Annotated in this window: 19 protein-coding genes, 1 tRNA gene and 1 pseudogene; 4 read left to right on the top strand and 17 right to left on the bottom strand. The window is 62.6% G+C overall.

What is annotated here, in order from left to right:
• Window position 1: 1 nt before the first annotated feature.
• From AAF563_17530 to AAF563_17515, 4 genes are all read right to left on the bottom strand, one after another.
• A complete protein-coding gene (locus AAF563_17530) occupies window positions 2-895 on the bottom strand; it encodes an ABC transporter permease (GenBank protein MEM7123085.1) in 894 nt (297 codons plus the stop codon).
• Window positions 892-2,082 (bottom strand): ABC transporter permease, encoded by a 1,191-nt coding sequence (locus tag AAF563_17525; GenBank protein MEM7123084.1) that lies wholly within the window; start codon window positions 2,080-2,082, stop codon window positions 892-894. Before AAF563_17525 ends, AAF563_17530 begins: the two co-directional genes overlap by 4 nt.
• Window positions 2,075-3,130, bottom strand: a complete 1,056-nt coding sequence (locus tag AAF563_17520) for an ABC transporter ATP-binding protein (GenBank protein ID MEM7123083.1) — start codon at window positions 3,128-3,130, stop codon at window positions 2,075-2,077. The genes AAF563_17525 and AAF563_17520 overlap by 8 nt, the downstream gene beginning before the upstream one ends.
• A 151-nt stretch (window positions 3,131-3,281) precedes the next feature.
• Window positions 3,282-4,418 (bottom strand): extracellular solute-binding protein, encoded by a 1,137-nt coding sequence (locus AAF563_17515; protein ID MEM7123082.1) that lies wholly within the window; start codon window positions 4,416-4,418, stop codon window positions 3,282-3,284.
• A gap of 261 nt (window positions 4,419-4,679) precedes the next feature.
• Between AAF563_17515 and AAF563_17510 the strand changes: the two genes are divergently transcribed.
• Window positions 4,680-5,384, top strand: coding sequence for a hypothetical protein (locus AAF563_17510; protein MEM7123081.1), 705 nt, complete (start codon window positions 4,680-4,682; stop codon window positions 5,382-5,384).
• Window positions 5,385-5,505: 121 nt separating this feature from the next.
• On the opposite strand, the gene AAF563_17505 is transcribed toward AAF563_17510, so the two are convergent.
• Together AAF563_17505 and AAF563_17500 are read right to left on the bottom strand one after the other, a co-directional pair.
• Window positions 5,506-6,336: a tetratricopeptide repeat protein gene (locus AAF563_17505; GenBank protein MEM7123080.1), complete on the bottom strand. Its 831-nt coding sequence runs from the start codon at window positions 6,334-6,336 to the stop codon at window positions 5,506-5,508.
• Between the two features lie 10 nt (window positions 6,337-6,346).
• The gene (locus tag AAF563_17500; protein ID MEM7123079.1) at window positions 6,347-7,270 is read right to left on the bottom strand and encodes a PhzF family phenazine biosynthesis isomerase; all 924 of its coding nucleotides are present in this window, start codon (window positions 7,268-7,270) and stop codon (window positions 6,347-6,349) included.
• A gap of 149 nt (window positions 7,271-7,419) precedes the next feature.
• On the opposite strand from AAF563_17500, the gene AAF563_17495 reads away from it, so the two are divergent.
• Window positions 7,420-8,412, top strand: coding sequence for a Gfo/Idh/MocA family oxidoreductase (locus AAF563_17495; protein MEM7123078.1), 993 nt, complete (start codon window positions 7,420-7,422; stop codon window positions 8,410-8,412).
• A 54-nt stretch (window positions 8,413-8,466) separates the two neighbouring features.
• Window positions 8,467-8,802, top strand: a complete 336-nt coding sequence (locus tag AAF563_17490; GenBank protein MEM7123077.1) for a hypothetical protein — start codon at window positions 8,467-8,469, stop codon at window positions 8,800-8,802.
• 23 nt (window positions 8,803-8,825) lie between these two features.
• On the opposite strand, the gene AAF563_17485 is transcribed toward AAF563_17490, so the two are convergent.
• From AAF563_17485 to AAF563_17475, 3 genes are read right to left on the bottom strand one after another with little or no spacing between them, the layout of a single operon-like run.
• On the bottom strand, window positions 8,826-9,797 hold the full coding sequence (locus AAF563_17485; GenBank protein ID MEM7123076.1) for an alpha/beta fold hydrolase: 972 nt from the start codon (window positions 9,795-9,797) through the stop codon (window positions 8,826-8,828).
• A gap of 1 nt (window position 9,798) precedes the next feature.
• A complete protein-coding gene (locus AAF563_17480) occupies window positions 9,799-10,143 on the bottom strand; it encodes a hypothetical protein (GenBank protein ID MEM7123075.1) in 345 nt (114 codons plus the stop codon).
• Window positions 10,144-10,184: 41 nt separating this feature from the next.
• A complete protein-coding gene (locus AAF563_17475; GenBank protein ID MEM7123074.1) occupies window positions 10,185-10,772 on the bottom strand; it encodes a carboxymuconolactone decarboxylase family protein in 588 nt (195 codons plus the stop codon).
• 488 nt (window positions 10,773-11,260) lie between these two features.
• Between AAF563_17475 and AAF563_17470 the strand changes: the two genes are divergently transcribed.
• On the top strand, window positions 11,261-11,587 hold the full coding sequence (locus AAF563_17470; GenBank protein MEM7123073.1) for a hypothetical protein: 327 nt from the start codon (window positions 11,261-11,263) through the stop codon (window positions 11,585-11,587).
• 149 nt (window positions 11,588-11,736) lie between these two features.
• On the opposite strand, the gene AAF563_17465 is transcribed toward AAF563_17470, so the two are convergent.
• The 8 genes and pseudogenes from AAF563_17465 to AAF563_17430 form a co-directional block, all read right to left on the bottom strand.
• A tRNA-Phe gene (locus AAF563_17465) sits at window positions 11,737-11,812 on the bottom strand.
• 195 nt (window positions 11,813-12,007) lie between these two features.
• A pseudogene (gene yacG / locus AAF563_17460) lies at window positions 12,008-12,184 on the bottom strand (DNA gyrase inhibitor YacG).
• A gap of 157 nt (window positions 12,185-12,341) precedes the next feature.
• Window positions 12,342-13,502, bottom strand: coding sequence for a ribonuclease E/G (locus AAF563_17455; GenBank protein ID MEM7123072.1), 1,161 nt, complete (start codon window positions 13,500-13,502; stop codon window positions 12,342-12,344).
• A complete protein-coding gene (locus AAF563_17450; GenBank protein MEM7123071.1) occupies window positions 13,495-14,088 on the bottom strand; it encodes a Maf family protein in 594 nt (197 codons plus the stop codon). The genes AAF563_17455 and AAF563_17450 overlap by 8 nt, the downstream gene beginning before the upstream one ends.
• A gap of 8 nt (window positions 14,089-14,096) precedes the next feature.
• Entirely contained in the window at window positions 14,097-14,315 is a 219-nt protein-coding gene (gene infA, locus AAF563_17445; protein ID MEM7123070.1) for a translation initiation factor IF-1, read from the bottom strand.
• Between the two features lie 94 nt (window positions 14,316-14,409).
• Entirely contained in the window at window positions 14,410-14,862 is a 453-nt protein-coding gene (locus tag AAF563_17440) for a low molecular weight phosphatase family protein (GenBank protein MEM7123069.1), read from the bottom strand.
• A gap of 3 nt (window positions 14,863-14,865) precedes the next feature.
• Window positions 14,866-15,357, bottom strand: a complete 492-nt coding sequence (locus AAF563_17435) for a UPF0262 family protein (GenBank protein MEM7123068.1) — start codon at window positions 15,355-15,357, stop codon at window positions 14,866-14,868.
• Window positions 15,358-15,375: 18 nt separating this feature from the next.
• Window positions 15,376-15,834, bottom strand: a complete 459-nt coding sequence (locus AAF563_17430) for a DUF2948 family protein (GenBank protein ID MEM7123067.1) — start codon at window positions 15,832-15,834, stop codon at window positions 15,376-15,378.
• Window positions 15,835-15,941 lie beyond the last annotated feature (107 nt).

Below are 15,941 nucleotides of genomic sequence, written 5' to 3'. Positions count from 1 at the left end.
CTCAGCCTTTCATGGCCTTTGTCTTGGCCTGCTCGCGCCGCTTCAGCATCACGTAGGTGACCGCCGCGATAACGGTGAAGACCACGAAGATCACGCCGATGGCGTTGACCACCGGCGACAGGCCGAAGCGCATACGCGCGCCGATCTCCGTCACCAGGGTCCATGAGCCGCCGATGGCGAAGAACGTGGTGTTGTAGTTCTCGATCGACTGCAGGAACGCGATCACCGTCGCGGTCGCGATGGTCGGCATCAGGAACGGCAGGGTGATGCGGCGGAAGACCATGAAGGACGAGGCGCCGAGGTCGAACGCCGCCTCGTCCAAAATGCGGTCCTGGCGCTGCAGGCGCGCCATGAAGAGCAGCATGCAGTAAGACGCGATGAAGACCGATTGCGCGACCATGGCGGTGAAGAGCCCGGCCTCGACGCCGAACATGTCGCGCCAGAAGATCATGGTGGAAACGCCCAGCACGATGCCGGGGATCAGGATCGGCGAGACCAGGATCGTGTAAAGCAACGTGCTGGCGCGCGACTCCAGGCGTGTCAGCAGCAGCGCGCCGGACAGGCCGAGCGGTATGGAGATCGCGATGACGCCGAACGCGATCAACAGCGAGTGCCACAGGCCCTGTATGAACCGGGCATCCTGCGGCAGGCCACGCACGGTCAGGTCCCCTTCGGCATTGTAGCTCCCGGTGAACCAGTCGAGGGTGAAGCCGCGCCAGTCGGTAACCGACGGCGTGTCGTTCGAATTGAACGCGGCGAGTACCATGATCAGCAGCGGCACGAAGAGATAAAGGAAGAAGATGATCATGTAGAGGCTGAGGATCGCCTTGCTCCAGTCGACGCCGAGAAGATGGCGTTCGCGCGTCGCGGGAGCGGATTCGGCAAGTGTCGTCATCGCGCGATCTGCCTGATGCCGACCTTGAAGACCGACATCACGATAAGAATGAAGACAAGACAGGCGACCAGCAGCGCCAGGGAATAGGCCGATCCGATGTTCCAATTCCCGGCTTCGAAGAAGTTCCGGTAGATGACCTGGCTGAACCAGTCGGGATGCAGGCCCGGTCCGACGAGACCCGGCACGGCAATCGAGCCGGCCGACAGCATGAACGTCATGATCGAGCCGACGGCGATACCCGGCTTGGCATGCGGCAGGACGACGCGGCGATGGATGCGCCAGGTCGAGGCACCGAGATCCCGAGCCGCCTCGATCTGGTTACGGTCCAGCGTCTCGATGGTGTTGTAGATCGGGAACACCATGAAGAGGATGTAGGCATAGACCATGACGCAGAAGACGGCGCCGTTGGAGGCGACCCAGCGGATTGTCTCGCCCTGGCTGAAATCGAGGATACCAATGGCGTCGAGGCCGGCGTTCAAGATGCCCTGGTTTGCCAGGATCATGGTCCAGGCAAAGATGCGCAGGAGCTCGTTGATCGCATAAGGGATGATCAGGCCCAGCATCAGAAGCGCCGCGCGCTCCCGGTTGGTCGTCTGGGCGACCGTGTAGGCGATGGGATAGCAGACCACGAAACAGATCAGCGTGACACAGAAGGAATAGAACAACGTCATGACGAAGATCTTGAAGTGGATCGCGTTCATGGTCGTGAAGTTGCGCACGGAGTAGCCGGCCGCGGCCTCCTGCTCGGCCTTCAACCGCTGTTCCTCGGCCTCCATCTCGACAAGCTGCGCCTCAAGTTCGACGGCCTCGGCTTCGAGCCTTGCGATCTGCTCGGCAATGCTGTCGCCACCACCCGACAGGCTCGGCGTGGTGACAACGGTGTCGGCGGCGCCGGTGTTGTCCTCGCCGATCTTGGCGCCCGGCGTGAAAACTCCGGTCCCCTCCCCGCCCTCGGCTGCCTGTTTTTCGAGTTCCTGGATATCGTAGCGGATGGTGAACAGGCGCTGGGTAACGCGGTCGACATCGACTTGCGCCTGGATCGCCGCGCCGCCGCGCGGTTCGTAAATGAACGCGCGCTCGATCATGTTGAGCTGCGGCAGCACGATCAGTGCGACGATCCAAAGCGCGACCATGCCGACGAACATGCCGCCCATGACAGGACCGTAGCTGCGGAACAGGCTACTCACGCGCCAGTTCTCCGGCGGCGAGCACCAGAGCATCTTCAGTCTGGAAACCGATCGTTTGCTCACCATCCAGGGACCGCCAGACCTCGCCTGAGTTGGTGAGGTGCATGACGAGCTCCTGGTCTTCGGACGTGCGCATGAAGACGTTGACGAAGGGGCCTTCCAGATCCCGCCGCTCGATATGCGCGGAAACCGTGTTGAGCGCCCCTGCTTGGCCGTTTGCCAGCCCCATGCGCTCCGGACGGACGAAGACGAGCGCCTCGTCACCATCATTGAGCGTGCCTCTGGGCAGGCCCGTGAACGTGCCGCTTGAGGTGTCGACCCTCGCAACACCGTTGGCGATGCCGGCAACACGTCCGCGGAATACGTTCTGTTCACCGACGAAAGTCGCGACGAACGGCGTCGCCGGATGGTCGTAGATCTCCTCGGTCTCCGCGACTTGTTCGATACGTCCGCGGTTCATCACCGCGATCCGGTCGGACATGGTCAGCGCCTCGCCCTGATCGTGCGTGATGTAGATGAAGGTAATGTCCGTCTTGCGCTGAATATCCTTAAGCTCAGCACGCATGTGCTGGCGCAGCTTCAGGTCGAGCGCCGACAGAGGCTCATCGAGCAGAAGAACCGATGGCTCGACCGCCAACGCCCTTGCCACCGCGACGCGCTGACGTTGGCCGCCGGAAAGCTCCGTCGGCTTTTTGTCGGCATGCCCCTGAAGCGCGACCAGGTCGAGCAATTCCTCCGCCCGCCGGCGACGGGTTTTCTTGTCGATGCCGCGCGCCTCCAGACCGAAGGCGACATTTTCCCAAACCGACATCAGCGGGAACAGCGCGAGGTTCTGAAAAATAAGGGCCGTGGGCCGCCGATTGGGCCCAAGCGACGTCATGTCCGTGCCGCCGATCAGGACCTGCCCGGTCGTCGGCTTCAGAAAGCCCGACACCATGCGCAGGATCGTCGTCTTGCCGCATCCCGACGGGCCCAGAATGGAGAAGAACTCGCCCGCCCGTACGGTCAAGTCGGTCGGCTGCACCGCCACGAAGTCGCCGAACGACATGGAGACGCCCGCAAGTTCGACATCGTTGCCGCTTAATCCGTCGCTCACCGCCAATCCCCCTTAACCGCGACTCCTGACGATGCTCCGGCCGGGCCGGTTCGGCCGGACGGCAAAGCGCCGCCCGGCCGGGAATCACCGATCAAAAACCAAATCAGGCGTTGGTGATTTCATCGACATAGACCTGCCGCAAGGGTGCGAACCACGGCGTGTCCTGCTGCCACCACCACAGATTGCCCAGTGCTTCGGTCGTGTAGATCTCGTTGAACGTCTTGGCGTACTGCTCGCCGGCATTTTGAGCACCTTCGACGGCCGCCGAGTTGTAGCCGGTGTTCTCAACGAACATGCCCGCCATCGGACCGTCATACATGGCATTCAGGAAGGCATAACCCTGATCGACGTTCTCAGCACCCGACGGCATGGCGATCGAGTCCATCCATGTGATGCCGCCTTCGACCGGCATGCGGTACTTCCACTTGGGATCGACATCCCAACCCAGCTTGATGCCGGTGGTATCCCAGGTCTGGCCGATCTCACAGCCGGCCTGGGTGAAGGCGTTGGTCGCCTCGGTGGCGTTGTTCCAGAAGGCGCCGACGTTCTGCTTGTGCTCGATGACGAACTTGGCGACGGCGTCCCACACGCGCTTGGCGTCGTCCTCGGTCTTGTAGACATCAAGCATGCGGTCTGACGGCACCTCGCCGATGGCGTCAAGGTAGAGGCCGGTGCCCATGATGACCGACTTCTGGCGGAACGCGACCTTGCCGTCCATGCCGGAGCCCCAAAGCGAGCCGAACGACACCTCGTCGTCGGCCAGCGGGTAGACTTCCGAGTTGAATGTCACCGCCTCGGTGCCCCAGTCGAAGGGCAATGCCAAGCGCTTACCGCGCTGCACGCCGCCGAGCTGGATGGAGTCGCGCACCATCGACGGGATGATGTTGTCCATATTGACCTTGGACTCGTCCAGTTCCATCAAAACGAAGTCGTCGCCGACCTTGTAGTTCGGCACGTTCGTCACCGACGGGAAAATGACGTCGAAGCCGGTACCGCCGGCGGCCTTCAGCTTCTGCTCGGCCTCGTCGTTGGAACCGTATGTCGAAAGGTTGACGGTGATGCCGGTGTCAGCCTCGAACTTGTCGATCATGTTCTGCTGGACGTAGTCGCCCCAGGCAAAAACGTTGACCTGGCCGGATGAGGATAGGGCATCTTTGGACCGCAGGACGGCCAGCGTCGCCACGCCGACAGCCGCGGCCGCTGTCGTCTTGAGCAACGAACGACGCGAGAAGTTAGTCATTTGGTTGACCTCCCTAGAATCTGAGAATGCAGGAGGGGTAGTGACCCCCCGCAACACTATAGTGACGAATAAATGAACATCATATGACGCACCTCAGCCCCGCGCTAACCGGCGAAAAACTGCGCTTTCGCCTGTGGACAGCCATCGCCAGGGCGCGGGATTCCAGGGCCGGTGCGTCGGCGACTCGTGCGCCGTTCTCAAGCCGCCAAATTTCCGATAAGACGGTGGTGCAAGCCTCATTCCTGACCGAGCATGCCCTCGATGAAGGTCATCTTCCGATGCCCGCCTGAACTGAAAGGCCTGATCCCCGAGCCGATCCCTGCCCGGCGCGGTCTGCCCGACTGGCTGAAGGCGATGCCGACCAAGGTCGACAGCGCCGATCTGGGCTTCGAGGTCGAGACGGTCAAGCAGTGTCCGCCCTTTGTCGATGCCATGTCGGCAGGTTTTTTGATACCGCTTGCCGCCGACATCCAGGTCAAGGACGGCACGTTCTCCTGGGACTGGGATCCGCCGGCGACCACGCTGACCGGCTACACGCGAGCACCGATGGCGGTCCACGTCGCCGACCAACTCGTTGAGACGCCGTTCTTCGAGGCCGATACCTACGCGGTCAAGTTCATCAACTACTGGACCGTCGAACTGCCGAACGGTTTCGGCCTGTTGTGCACACATCCCGTCAACCGCGCCGATCTGCCGTTCCGCGCGGTGACCGGCTTCGTTCACGCCGACAACTATCACAACTTCGTTCACTTCCCCGCGCAATGGGTCGACCGGGACTTCAATGGCGTGTTGAAGCGCGGCACCCCGGTCGCACAGTGCATGCCGGTTCCTTTGGAAAACCTCGATCTTGTCTTCGAAACATTGGAGGGCGAGGCCGCGGACCGTTTCAACGAGACCAAGACAGCCGTCAGGGCTGGCGCAGGCGCCTATCGCAAACACCACCGCCAGAGACGGTCGGGCGGCTAACGCTTTTTTCGTTCGAACGACATCACCAGCCCGCTCCTCCTCCTGGCCACCCCAAGGATCCTGACCTGGTTGGCCGGGAGGGGGAGCGGAGCGGCAAAGCTTCCGTCAAAACGAGAATGCGCTAAGCCATACCCAGACGGCGGCGCAAGTCGGTCGGTTTCAGGCAAACCATGCCGGACGAGCCGGATGTCAGGTTCTTCAGCACAATCCGATAGGCATCGGGCGCCATGGCAAGCAAGTCGCGGTAGACCTCGATCGCCTCGTCGACGCGCCCGACCTCCTGCAAACAAAGTCCCAGGCCGAAATAGAGATCGGGGTTCTGCGCCAGGGCGTCACGACAGGCCTCGTAGTGCGCGAGCGCGTCATCAAAACGATGGAGGCGCTGGCACGCCATCGCCGCGTTGAAGCGGGCGCCCGGATGTTGGGGATCTGTTTCAAGCGCCTTTTCGAAACAACCCAACGCGTCGTCGTCACCCTTCAATTCAGCCACGAGTACGCCAAGCTCGAGCCAGGCGCGTGGATAAGCGGGCGCCACGTCCACGGCGCGGCGCAACAACGCCTCGGCCTCCTCCGCCTCGCCGTTGCGCTTCACCAGAAGCGCCAGATTAAGCAGCGCCTGCGGGTTGGCCGGCGCTGCACCGGCGGCACGGCGCAGGACGGGTTCGGCTTCGTCCGCCTGACCGTGCTCCGCCAGCGCGATGCCATAGTTGGCGGCGATCCCGGCATGGTCTGGCATAGCGTCGAAGGCCCGCTTGAGCGGACCCAGCGCGCGTTCCGCATCGCCAGCCTGAAGGAAAAGCGCGCCCTGCATATGCAGGGCCTCGGCATTGTTCGGTTCCACAGCGAGAACGCGGCCGATCAGATCATCCGCTTCCTGGAGCCGCCCGGCGCGCGCCGCCCCGAGCGCCGCCATCAAAAGAGCGCGCGCGCCACCGTTCGGCTGTTGTCCCATCCCCACCATCCTAGCGGTCGCCATCGCTCAGGCAGAATGTGCCAACCATCGACTTGCGCGCATAGCCACCCACGGCCAAGTGTTCGATTTGACCATCGACGGCCACGACTTCCGACCGGATCTCGCTCGGGCGGCCGCACTCGTAGCCCTGCTCCGACAAAACGACGGTGGTTTCGCCATCAATCAACCCTATCAGACCATGACGCACCATGTAGGCCGTCAAGGCGCCGTTGGTCGTGCCGGCGCCAGGCGATTCCGGTGTGCCGACCGCGGGGCAGAAATCTCGACAGTGCACCTTACTGTGCCCATGGTGGACCTCGCGGGTAAAGACCGTCACCGTATGGGCGCCGTTGGCGCGCGACAACGCCGCGATGGCGTTGAAGTCAGGCGCCATCGCCTGCATCGTCGCCAGTGAGCAGATGGGTACTTGAAGGTGCACGAAGTCGCCAACGGCTTTTTCCATGGGAAGCGTGTTATCGATTTCCGATGACTCGATGCCGAGCGCTCTGGACAGCGCCTCCCGATCAGGTGTCGCCGGCTCGAAACGCGACGGCGTCAGGGTCAGCATCACGAGCGTTTCGCCGCCGACATCGCGGATACCGACAACAGCGTCGCCGCCAGAGGTCCGCAACGTGACGCCGGCGTTGCCGCGATCGGCGGCAAGTCTGCCGGTCTCCCGCAAGTGACTCACAAGGCCGACCGTACCGTGACCACACATACCGTACTCGGTCTGTGTCGAGAAAAAGCGTACATCGACCAAACTTCCTTCCACACGTTGCAAAAAGGCGGTGGCCGGCGCGCCGATCTCACGGGCAATGCTCTGCATGGTCGTCGCGGTCAACTCGGCGGTGGATTCAATAATGCCCGCTGCGGCACCGCCAAACGGGCCGGCCGAAAAGGCGTGATAGAGTGCAAAGGGCAAATCCTGCGGCATGGCGTTCCGATACGATCACCGCGACCACCCGGTCAGGCCGCGACACGACCGAAATCCTAAGGGCCAGCAGGCACGAATGCCAACGGTCCCGTGAACCGATTGCCGCCTGCCAGCGTAGGCAGTCAAACCACATGGGAAGGGAACACGAAATGTTGCGTGCTGCGATTGTCGGTCTGGGAAGCTGGGGACAGGTCCTGGTCGATGCGGTTCAGGAGAACGGCAACCCAAAAGGCGACCTCATCCGCTTCGATCGCGCGGTCACGCGCACCCCGTCGCGAGCCCAGAATTTTGCCGACAAGCAGGGTATGACCTTGAGCGACAACCTCGGCGATGCTCTGGGCGACGATATCGACGCCGTGGTCCTGGCCTCGATCAACAGCGTGCATGTCGACCAGATCGTCGCCGCCGCGGACGCGGGTAAGCCGGTCTTTGTCGAAAAGCCGCTGGCCTTCACACTGGCCGAAGCGCGACGCGCGGAAGAGGCCTGCACCAAGGCGGGTGTCACCCTGGCGCTGGGTCACAATCGCCGCTTCCTGACCGCGACCAACACCATAAAGCGGCTGTTGGATGAGGACGTCATCGGCAGGATTGTCCATGTCGAAGGCAACTACTCAGGCGGTTACGGACTAGAGTGCGAACCTGGCGAATACTGGGTCATGCGCGCCGAACATCCCATCGGCGGCATGACGACCATGGGCGTCCACATTCTGGATATGCTGATCAACCTGATCGACCGGGTTGACACCGTGCGCGCGTTAAGCCGGCGCCAGATCGTGACCACCGAGGCCGACGACACGACCAACGTGCTCCTGACCTTCGAGAACGGCGCCTCCGGCACGTTGTCGACGCTGACCATCACGCCGCGCCATTGGCGCATTATCCTGTTCGGCACCCACGGACAGTTGGAGATGGACGGCTATCGCCATGTCACGATCACGCGCGCCGGCGGCGAGCGGGAGGTGCTGGACTTTTCCGATGAAGACATGGAGCGCGCCGAACTCGAAGCCTTCGCGCTCGCAGCGACCGGCAAGGCGGCATTCCCGTTGCCGGTCGATCAGGCAATTCACAACGCCGCCGTGTTTGAGGCCGTGGTGAAGTCGGCCGGCCAAGACGGCGCAGTCCAGCCGGTACCAGGACGCTAAACCCCAGTGACGGTGCTCTTGGTCCTCAGACACGACCAAGCGTAAACTGGCGCTATGGTCGCGCGGAAACTCAAGACGCTCCTGCCGCAGGTCAAAGCCGCGACCGGTCGGGACCACGACCTCGACCTGGCCATCGCCCACGCCGTCGCCCACATCACCCGTGACGAGGCAGCGCCGGCGTATACGGCCTCGGTCGATGCCTGCATTGCGTTGATTGAGCACACCCTGCCCGGCTGGCACTGGCATGTGGGCTATGGTCCGGACGGTGTCTTTCCCTATGCCTCCGTCCGCAAGGGCAGATCACAGTTCGAGGCCCAGGCAGCGACCGTGCCGCTGGCCTTGTTGACCGCCCTGCTCGAAGCCCATCTGTCAGCCGCGAACGGGGAATAGATCGTGCGGCAGCGAACGCACGGTCACGCGATAGCTGCTTCAATCCAAGCAACGACCTTTTCCGCGACGTCATCCGCGTTCAAATCCGCCATCGGCACATGGGAGTTTCCTCGAACGCCAACTGCCGGCAGATCGAGCAACTGAACGTCTCCGCCCATCGCTTCCAACTTGTCGGCATAGGCATCGACCGACTCCCGATACGACACCCACGCGGGCGCCTTGTCGATGTTGTCGCACCAGACGATCAGGTGCGGAACCTCGCTTGCGTCGCCAGTGTCGGGTGGGGCTGAGGCCGGTTCGATCACGACAACACCGCGAAAGAACTCGGGATGCCGGGCCGCCGCTTCCAGGGCAAGATTGCCGCCCTGACTGTGGGCGACCAACCAAACGGGCCCGGTCCGTCGGAGTGCATCATAGTAGGCGGTGAGCGTTTCCTGGCCATGGTCGGTCCACCTGGGGACGAACTGCGCACCGAAGGTGTCAAAGCTGTCGAGCGGGAAAAGGCTGCCAGGAAACGGCTTTCGATGCGCCGGGTCTGTCGCATAACACTGGCGCTCACCGATGCGAAACATCTCCCAGGCCTCGTTCAGTGTGCGGTGAATGGGCGATGTCGCGTAGATATCAGGATAGGGCGACCAGCTTGCGCGACCGCGTTCCATGGCGTCGCAGACATACGTATCGAAACCCGCATTCAGAAAGTGACTTTGCCAGCCCGGGCGGCCATCCGGTGTCGTTTCCCACATTGCGCCGGTCATGGCGCCGCCGTGCCAGAACATCACCGGCGCCTCGAAGCGCGGCGCGACCTGCTGGACGAACTGAACGTAGGTTTGGCCGGTCACATAGTCGCCGTTGAGATCGACCTCACGTTTCGGACCGTGGCGGGCAACCTGGATGTGACTTTTGGGTTGACCGGACAGAGTCGCGATCTCACCACCGGCAAAAAAACTGCCTATCGCGCGGACATGAACGCCAGTCTGTGCTGTACCGTCCGTCATCTCAGCCAGGTCCGTCCGTGTCGAGCGCGTGCAGGAACGACTGATCGATATCGAACGCCCGGATGTGGAGACCACACCCCAGCGCGCCGTGCAAAACGCTGGCCACCTGGTTCATGGCCTCAGCGACCACCGCGCGCGTGCGATGTGGTTTCGCCCGATACTGCAGGGCAACGTGAACGCGTTTGGGTGAAGCGTGCCGCGCCACAACCAACACCACCTGGCATTTCGCGGGATCGGCGACCAGCACGTCGCGCATCACTGCCTCCAACCCTTCCTGGATGGCGGCGCAATGCGCACGCACGGCGTCATCCAGGCTTTCATCATAGTAGATCGTCAATACCGGCATAGGCGGCCCTTATCTGTGACGACGCTCAGAGCAGATCTTCCCTAGCGCGGAAACTCAACCTCGAAGGTCTCTTGTGTGACGTCCTCCGGCAAGACCTCGCGCACGCTGGCGTCGAGCTCGATCGGCCACGTGTTCACCATGTTGCCCAGAATTACATACATGCCGTGGACCGCCATGACATCCATGATTTGGCGCACCGTATAGTGTTCGCTGAGACGCGCCTTGAGATCCTCCGACAAGCCGCGCTCGGTTATCAGCGCGTCGACCGTTTCCAGCAACAGCGCCTCATCGGGCGGCCACGCCGGGTCGGCCGGCCCCTGCTTCACCCGTTCGATTTCAGCGCGCGTCAGGCCGCATGCCATGGCGCGTGCGACATGGGCGCCCCATTCGTACCAGGCACGCAGGTGAATGGCGGTTCGCAGAATGACCAGCTCGCCCTTGCGCCGGCCGAGATCACCGCCATCGACACCATAATTGCGGAAGCTCCACCAGGCCTGCAGCAATGCCGGATGATGGGCCATCAGGCGATGCACGTTGATTGGCGCACCTCCCATGTCGTCGATGATAGAGGAGAGTGCGGCATCCCAGTCGTCAAGCGGCAGCGGGTCGACGGGCGCGTTGTCTGGCATGGCACCATGTTCCGGAGGCTGTCTGTGTCTGGATCAACCATACTGGCGCGTGGCAGTGATGCCACCCTCTACGACTAGGAATAATCGGCGTTACCATCTAACGCTTGGACGTTCACCGGTAACGGTAGCGATGCCCATCGGTCGTGACTCCCGCCAGCCTAGCGCGCCATTGCCGTCGTGCATCGCAGCAATAGAAGAGAGCGGGTTACCTTCGCCGTCGATCTGAAACCCGGGAGAGAGGCTCTGCGGGATCGCGCATTGTCCGCGCTCCAGCGCATGCGCTACGACGGTCTGCGACAAGAGAGTCAAGAGCAATGTGGTGTTGCCACTGCACAAGTTGCGCCCCGTTTCACGTCAGTCCACTTCATCGCCCGCCACCCAACCCTCGGCCAACGGATCAACGTTGAGGCGATCTTCTCAACTGGTCTACCATTGCCAGTGTTTCCGAGGCAGGTCGGCCTCAAGACGTTGGATGGAGTGGCTGACACATGATTGCAGGCACCAAACACATGATCGCAATCCTGATGATCACGTTGACGGCAGGTCCGATCGCCTGGGCCGATGCAACGGACCTGCCAGACGATCTCGCGCCCGAGGCCGTCGATGTCTACAACCGCTGCGTCGAAGAACCAATATGGTTCTATCGCATGGAGCTGGAGGACCCGCCCGCCTACTGCGCGTGTGTCGCGACCAAATTTGATCAACGGCGCAAGGAGATCATCGCATCCGGCGGCACCTATTCAGAAGACTACGCACTCATGCAACCGAAGCTCGAATGCCAGCCGGAGACCACCGACTCTATCTTTGAACGGTAGGTCTGGTGTCTGGATGTCCCGTCAGGCGCAAAGCGCGCGCGGACGCTCGCAGACCATGGCCGATACGAGAGCAACGGCCTAGGCCATGAGGCTGACCAGAGCCCGGTCTGCGGCCAGCGGGGCGGGCCATAGAACGGATGTAAGGGAAATGGTGCCCAGGGGCGGATTCGAACCACCGACACGCGGATTTTCAGTCCGCTGCTCTACCAACTGAGCTACCTGGGCGCCGGATCAAGGCGACGGGTTTTAGGCAAAACCGGCTGGGTTGTCCAGAATCATGGTGGGCGGCTGGCGGTGGGCGGCCGGGTAATTCTCTTAAGACGGCTCGCCCTTGCCGCCATCGCGGCGAAAATTGGCATAGACGACATTGCTTTCGCCCGTCTCCTCAGCCAGCTCTTCAAGGTCGACCAGCGGTTCGCCGTTCTCGTCCAGTAGGCCGCTCAACGGCTCACCGGGGATGACATAGGGTTCGTCGCCGCCCAACCAATGGGCGAGGTCGCGCATCTTGCAGCGTTTTGAGCAGAACGGCTGGAAGTCGGCCTGGCTCGGCTGGCTGCAAATCGGACAAGGTTCCGTCGGCTTGCTGTCGTCCGTCACATCGTTCTCCTCAGCGTTCTTCTAAAGCGGATCATGGTCAGATGGAACCGCTTGACGGTTCCATCTGACCATGTGAATCCGCTTTCCATCGATGAGAAGAGCAGATTCACCTGACTTGACGGAATCGCGGAGCGATTCCACCAAAACAGGATCTGCTCTAAAGCGCCGTGACCAGGAAGGCGTGATCCGCGCGCTCGCTTTCGATCTCGACCTCGAGCCTGCGTCCGATCCACGATGCCACATCCTGGCCACCGCTGCCGCGCTGAAACTCGGCGACCACAGCCGGCGACGCGCGTACCTCAAGCGTACCGGCGCCGTGTGCGGCCGTCCGCCGCAATTCGCGAACCAGTTGGTCGGCGGCGCGCTCGACGGCGCTGCCCAAGGCGCCTGCCAACGGATCGCCGCGCCGTTCGCGGGCCATTTCGATCAGGCCAAACCGCGACGGGCCGACCAGCGCGACCTGGGCGGGATCGTTTGCCACCGCCTGACGCATGGCATCGGCAAGCCGGCCGGCCTTGTCCTCGCCCGTCATGTTGAGAAAATCGATGACGATCAGGCCGCCGATATTGCGCAGCCGGATTTGACGCGCGATGACGGCCGCAGCCTCCAGGTTGACCGCGAGCGGGTCGGCCGTCCGTTCGCCCGCCGACGCCACGTCGACATCGATGGCCGTCAGCGTGCGCACGGGTTCAAACACGACACGCGCGCCGCTCGGCAGGTCGACGGTGGGTGTCAAGGCGCGTTCGACCTGGTCCTCGATATCGGCCATGGCGAACAACGGCGTCACGCCCTGATGGTAGTCCAACCGCTCGGGATCGACACGTTGTCTGAGACGCGCATACTTCGCCGGACAATCGACAATGATGTGGGCCTTGTCCAGACGATCGATCAGCCGCGTCAACCGCTGATCGGAACGCTGAACCAGGGCCGGTGGTTTAAGCCGCGCCGCGGCATGCGTGACCGCGCCGTCGTGATCGGCGAACCGCCGCGTGACCTTAGGTCCCTTTTCCGCCGTCGCCAGTTTCGCTATGGCGACGACGACGGTCTGGCCCTCATGGACCAGGCGGTTGATGTCGGGCGTGGCGCCGTCTTCACGATGCGCGTCGCGCGCCGGTAGAAAACCCGAGACGCCATTGCCAAGATCGACGAACGCCGCCTTCAGACCTGGCACCACACGCGTAACGCGGCAGACGAAGACATCACCCTCGTGGTGCCCCCGGCCGCGCCGGTCGACGTGGTACTCGACCAGCTCGCCATCGGCGAGCAGAGCGATCTGCACCACGCGCGGTGTACTCTCAACCAGCACCGTGTCAATCATCGTGACCCAACCCCACTCCCCTCAGGAGCTGTGCGGTCTCGTAAAGCGGCAGGCCAACCACGTTGGAATAGGAGCCGTTGATAAACGGGACGAAGGCCGCAGCCCGACCCTGAATGGCATAGCCGCCCGCCTTGCCATGCCATTCGCCCGAATCGACATAACTGTCAATCTCCGCGTCACTTAAGCGTTTAAATGTGATGCGCGTGGCCACATAGCGGGTCAGCGGCTGACCATCGGGCCCAACAAGCGCCACGCCGCCGTGCACGACGTGCCGACGACCGGACAGGCGCTTCAGACACGCCCGCGCCTGGTCTTCGGTCTCCGCTTTGGGCAGGATACGCCGGCCGCAGGCGACGACCGTGTCGGCGCCCAGCACAGCGGCACCGGCCTCTTGATCAGCGACAGAACGCGCCTTCGCCAGTGCAAGGCGACAGACAAGGTCGCGCGGCAACTCGTTGGTCAAGGGTGTCTCGTCGATATCGGCGGGAACAACCCGTTCCGGCGCCATCCCGATCTGCTCAAGCAGCATCAGGCGGCGCGGCGAAGCAGAGGCGAGGATCAGAGGCGGCGGCGGGCGCCGGGCCATGGGACGTGCTATTTGAAGCGGAAGACGATCCGACCCTTGGTCAGATCATAGGGTGTCATCTCCACCGTCACCTTGTCGCCCGACAGAACGCGGATGCGGTTCTTACGCATCTTGCCTGACGTGTGCGCCAGGATCTCATGATCGTTGTCCAGTTTGACGCGGAACATCGCGTTGGGCAGCAGTTCGGTGACCGTGCCCGTCATCTCAATTACGTCTTCCTTACCCATGGGCCCTCATCATTGAGAAAAAACCGCGGCGAACATGGGTCCCACATGCTGCGAAATCAAGGCAATTCTGTCTTCTACCCGGCTGGTGCCCTGCTCAGACGTTCGGTGCGGCCTCGACCGGAAAGCGTTCGCGAATGCGCTTATCGAGCAGATCGCGCATGCTGCGATAGGCGTCTAAGCGCACTTCCCGGCTGCCTTCGACCGTTGAGGGATCGAACGTCGTCCAGTACTCGACATCGAGTGAGGCGTATCGCGTCAGCTCCAGCGCCCTGTGCTGCGCCGCCGGCGACAGCGTGACGACCAGGTCGAATGCCTCGCTCTCGTCTTCCAGATCCTCGAAGGTCTTGGGACGGTGCCGGCTCATGTCGATGCCGATCTCGTCCATCGCCGCGACCATGAATGGATCGGCTTCGTCGCTGTGGCGTACACCGACGGAATCGACGAACACCCGGTGACCCAACCGCGACTTCAACAAACCCTCGGCCATGGGTGAGCGGATGGCGTTGTAATTGCAGCAGAACAACACCGCACCGGGCAGCTCGATCATACGCTAGGCCCTGATATGCAGAACACAGACCAGGGTGAACAGGCGCCGGGCGGTCTCCTCGTCGATATCGATCTTGCCTTTGAGGTTATCGCGCAACAGCTCCGCGCCGTCGTTGTGCAACCCGCGCCGACCCATGTCGAGCGCCTCGATGCGCGACGCCGGCGCGTCCTTGATCGCGTCGAAATAGCTTTCGCAGACCGTGAAGTAGTCTTTGACGATGCGCCGGAAGGGGCTCAGCGTCAGCATGACCTCGCCCAGCGGCTCGTCGGCCTCGGTGCTGATCGCGAAAACCAGGGTGCGGGCGTCGCGGATCGAGAGCTCGACATGGTAGGGACCGCTCATATCGCCTACCGGAGCGAAGTAGTTCTGCTCCAGGAGGTCATAGATCGCCACGCCCATCTCGTGCTCGACCTCCGGGCTGCGGCGCACCACCAGCCGGTCGTCGAGCTTGATATCGGTGATGTGATACCGTGCTGTGTCGTCAGACACCGTCATCGGCCAATGGCGCCGGCCCTAGCCGATAACCGGCGTGTGGCGCGGCCTGCGTTTGGTGTTCTGCGGCGTGCCGATGTCGTGCAGCCGGCCCTCGATCGCCGCCGTCTCCAGGCGGATATGACCGCCGCCGTGAAACACCAGCGTGATGACGATGCGCTCGCCCTCGTCGGGGTCGGAGACGATGGTCATCAGCTCCACCATGCCCTCGCCGCCCAGGCCGCCGATATCCCAGGCCTCGGCGCTGTCGACATTCTCGAAGATCAGCGCGCAGTCGACCTGGCACATGCCGTCCTTCCAGGACGGGTCGTGCTCATGCTCGTGCTCGTAGCAGAAGCGGTGGAACAGGGCGGCGAAGCGCTTCTCGTCGTCCAGGTACGTGACCTCGGCGAGCGGCATCGGCGCGTCCTGCAGCATGGTGGCGAAGACCTCGAGGTCCTCGTCATCGTCTGCCTTGATCTTCAGAACATCGACTTTCATCAGGCCGCCACCCTATCAATTTGCGCGCCGCATGCGGAGAGTTTCTCGACCAGGCACTCATAGCCGCGGTCAAGGTGATAGACCCGGTTGATGGTGGTCTCGCCGTC

The sequence above is a fragment of the Pseudomonadota bacterium genome, from assembly GCA_039028155.1.
GTDB lineage: Bacteria > Pseudomonadota > Alphaproteobacteria > SP197 > SP197 > JANQGO01.
This window is presented reverse-complemented; position numbering and strand designations above follow the sequence as displayed.

Bases quoted from the DNA above. Each gene is read 5' to 3' on its own strand.
- AAF563_17515 (MEM7123082.1), bottom strand. From the start codon at position 4,418: ATGACTAACTTCTCGCGTCGTTCGTTGCTCAAGACGACAGCGGCCGCG.
- AAF563_17440 (MEM7123069.1), bottom strand. From the start codon at position 14,862: ATGATCGAGCTGCCCGGTGCGGTGTTGTTCTGCTGCAATTACAACGCC.
- AAF563_17495 (MEM7123078.1), top strand. From the start codon at position 7,420: ATGTTGCGTGCTGCGATTGTCGGTCTGGGAAGCTGGGGACAGGTCCTG.
- AAF563_17505 (MEM7123080.1), bottom strand. From the start codon at position 6,336: ATGGGACAACAGCCGAACGGTGGCGCGCGCGCTCTTTTGATGGCGGCG.
- AAF563_17435 (MEM7123068.1), bottom strand. From the start codon at position 15,357: ATGACGGTGTCTGACGACACAGCACGGTATCACATCACCGATATCAAG.
- infA (MEM7123070.1), bottom strand. From the start codon at position 14,315: ATGGGTAAGGAAGACGTAATTGAGATGACGGGCACGGTCACCGAACTG.
- AAF563_17490 (MEM7123077.1), top strand. From the start codon at position 8,467: ATGGTCGCGCGGAAACTCAAGACGCTCCTGCCGCAGGTCAAAGCCGCG.
- AAF563_17430 (MEM7123067.1), bottom strand. From the start codon at position 15,834: ATGAAAGTCGATGTTCTGAAGATCAAGGCAGACGATGACGAGGACCTC.
- AAF563_17500 (MEM7123079.1), bottom strand. From the start codon at position 7,270: ATGCCGCAGGATTTGCCCTTTGCACTCTATCACGCCTTTTCGGCCGGC.
- AAF563_17520 (MEM7123083.1), bottom strand. From the start codon at position 3,130: ATGTCGTTCGGCGACTTCGTGGCGGTGCAGCCGACCGACTTGACCGTA.
- AAF563_17510 (MEM7123081.1), top strand. From the start codon at position 4,680: ATGAAGGTCATCTTCCGATGCCCGCCTGAACTGAAAGGCCTGATCCCC.
- AAF563_17530 (MEM7123085.1), bottom strand. From the start codon at position 895: ATGACGACACTTGCCGAATCCGCTCCCGCGACGCGCGAACGCCATCTT.
- AAF563_17450 (MEM7123071.1), bottom strand. From the start codon at position 14,088: ATGGCCCGGCGCCCGCCGCCGCCTCTGATCCTCGCCTCTGCTTCGCCG.
- AAF563_17485 (MEM7123076.1), bottom strand. From the start codon at position 9,797: ATGACGGACGGTACAGCACAGACTGGCGTTCATGTCCGCGCGATAGGC.
- AAF563_17455 (MEM7123072.1), bottom strand. From the start codon at position 13,502: ATGATTGACACGGTGCTGGTTGAGAGTACACCGCGCGTGGTGCAGATC.
- AAF563_17480 (MEM7123075.1), bottom strand. From the start codon at position 10,143: ATGCCGGTATTGACGATCTACTATGATGAAAGCCTGGATGACGCCGTG.
- AAF563_17475 (MEM7123074.1), bottom strand. From the start codon at position 10,772: ATGCCAGACAACGCGCCCGTCGACCCGCTGCCGCTTGACGACTGGGAT.
- AAF563_17470 (MEM7123073.1), top strand. From the start codon at position 11,261: ATGATTGCAGGCACCAAACACATGATCGCAATCCTGATGATCACGTTG.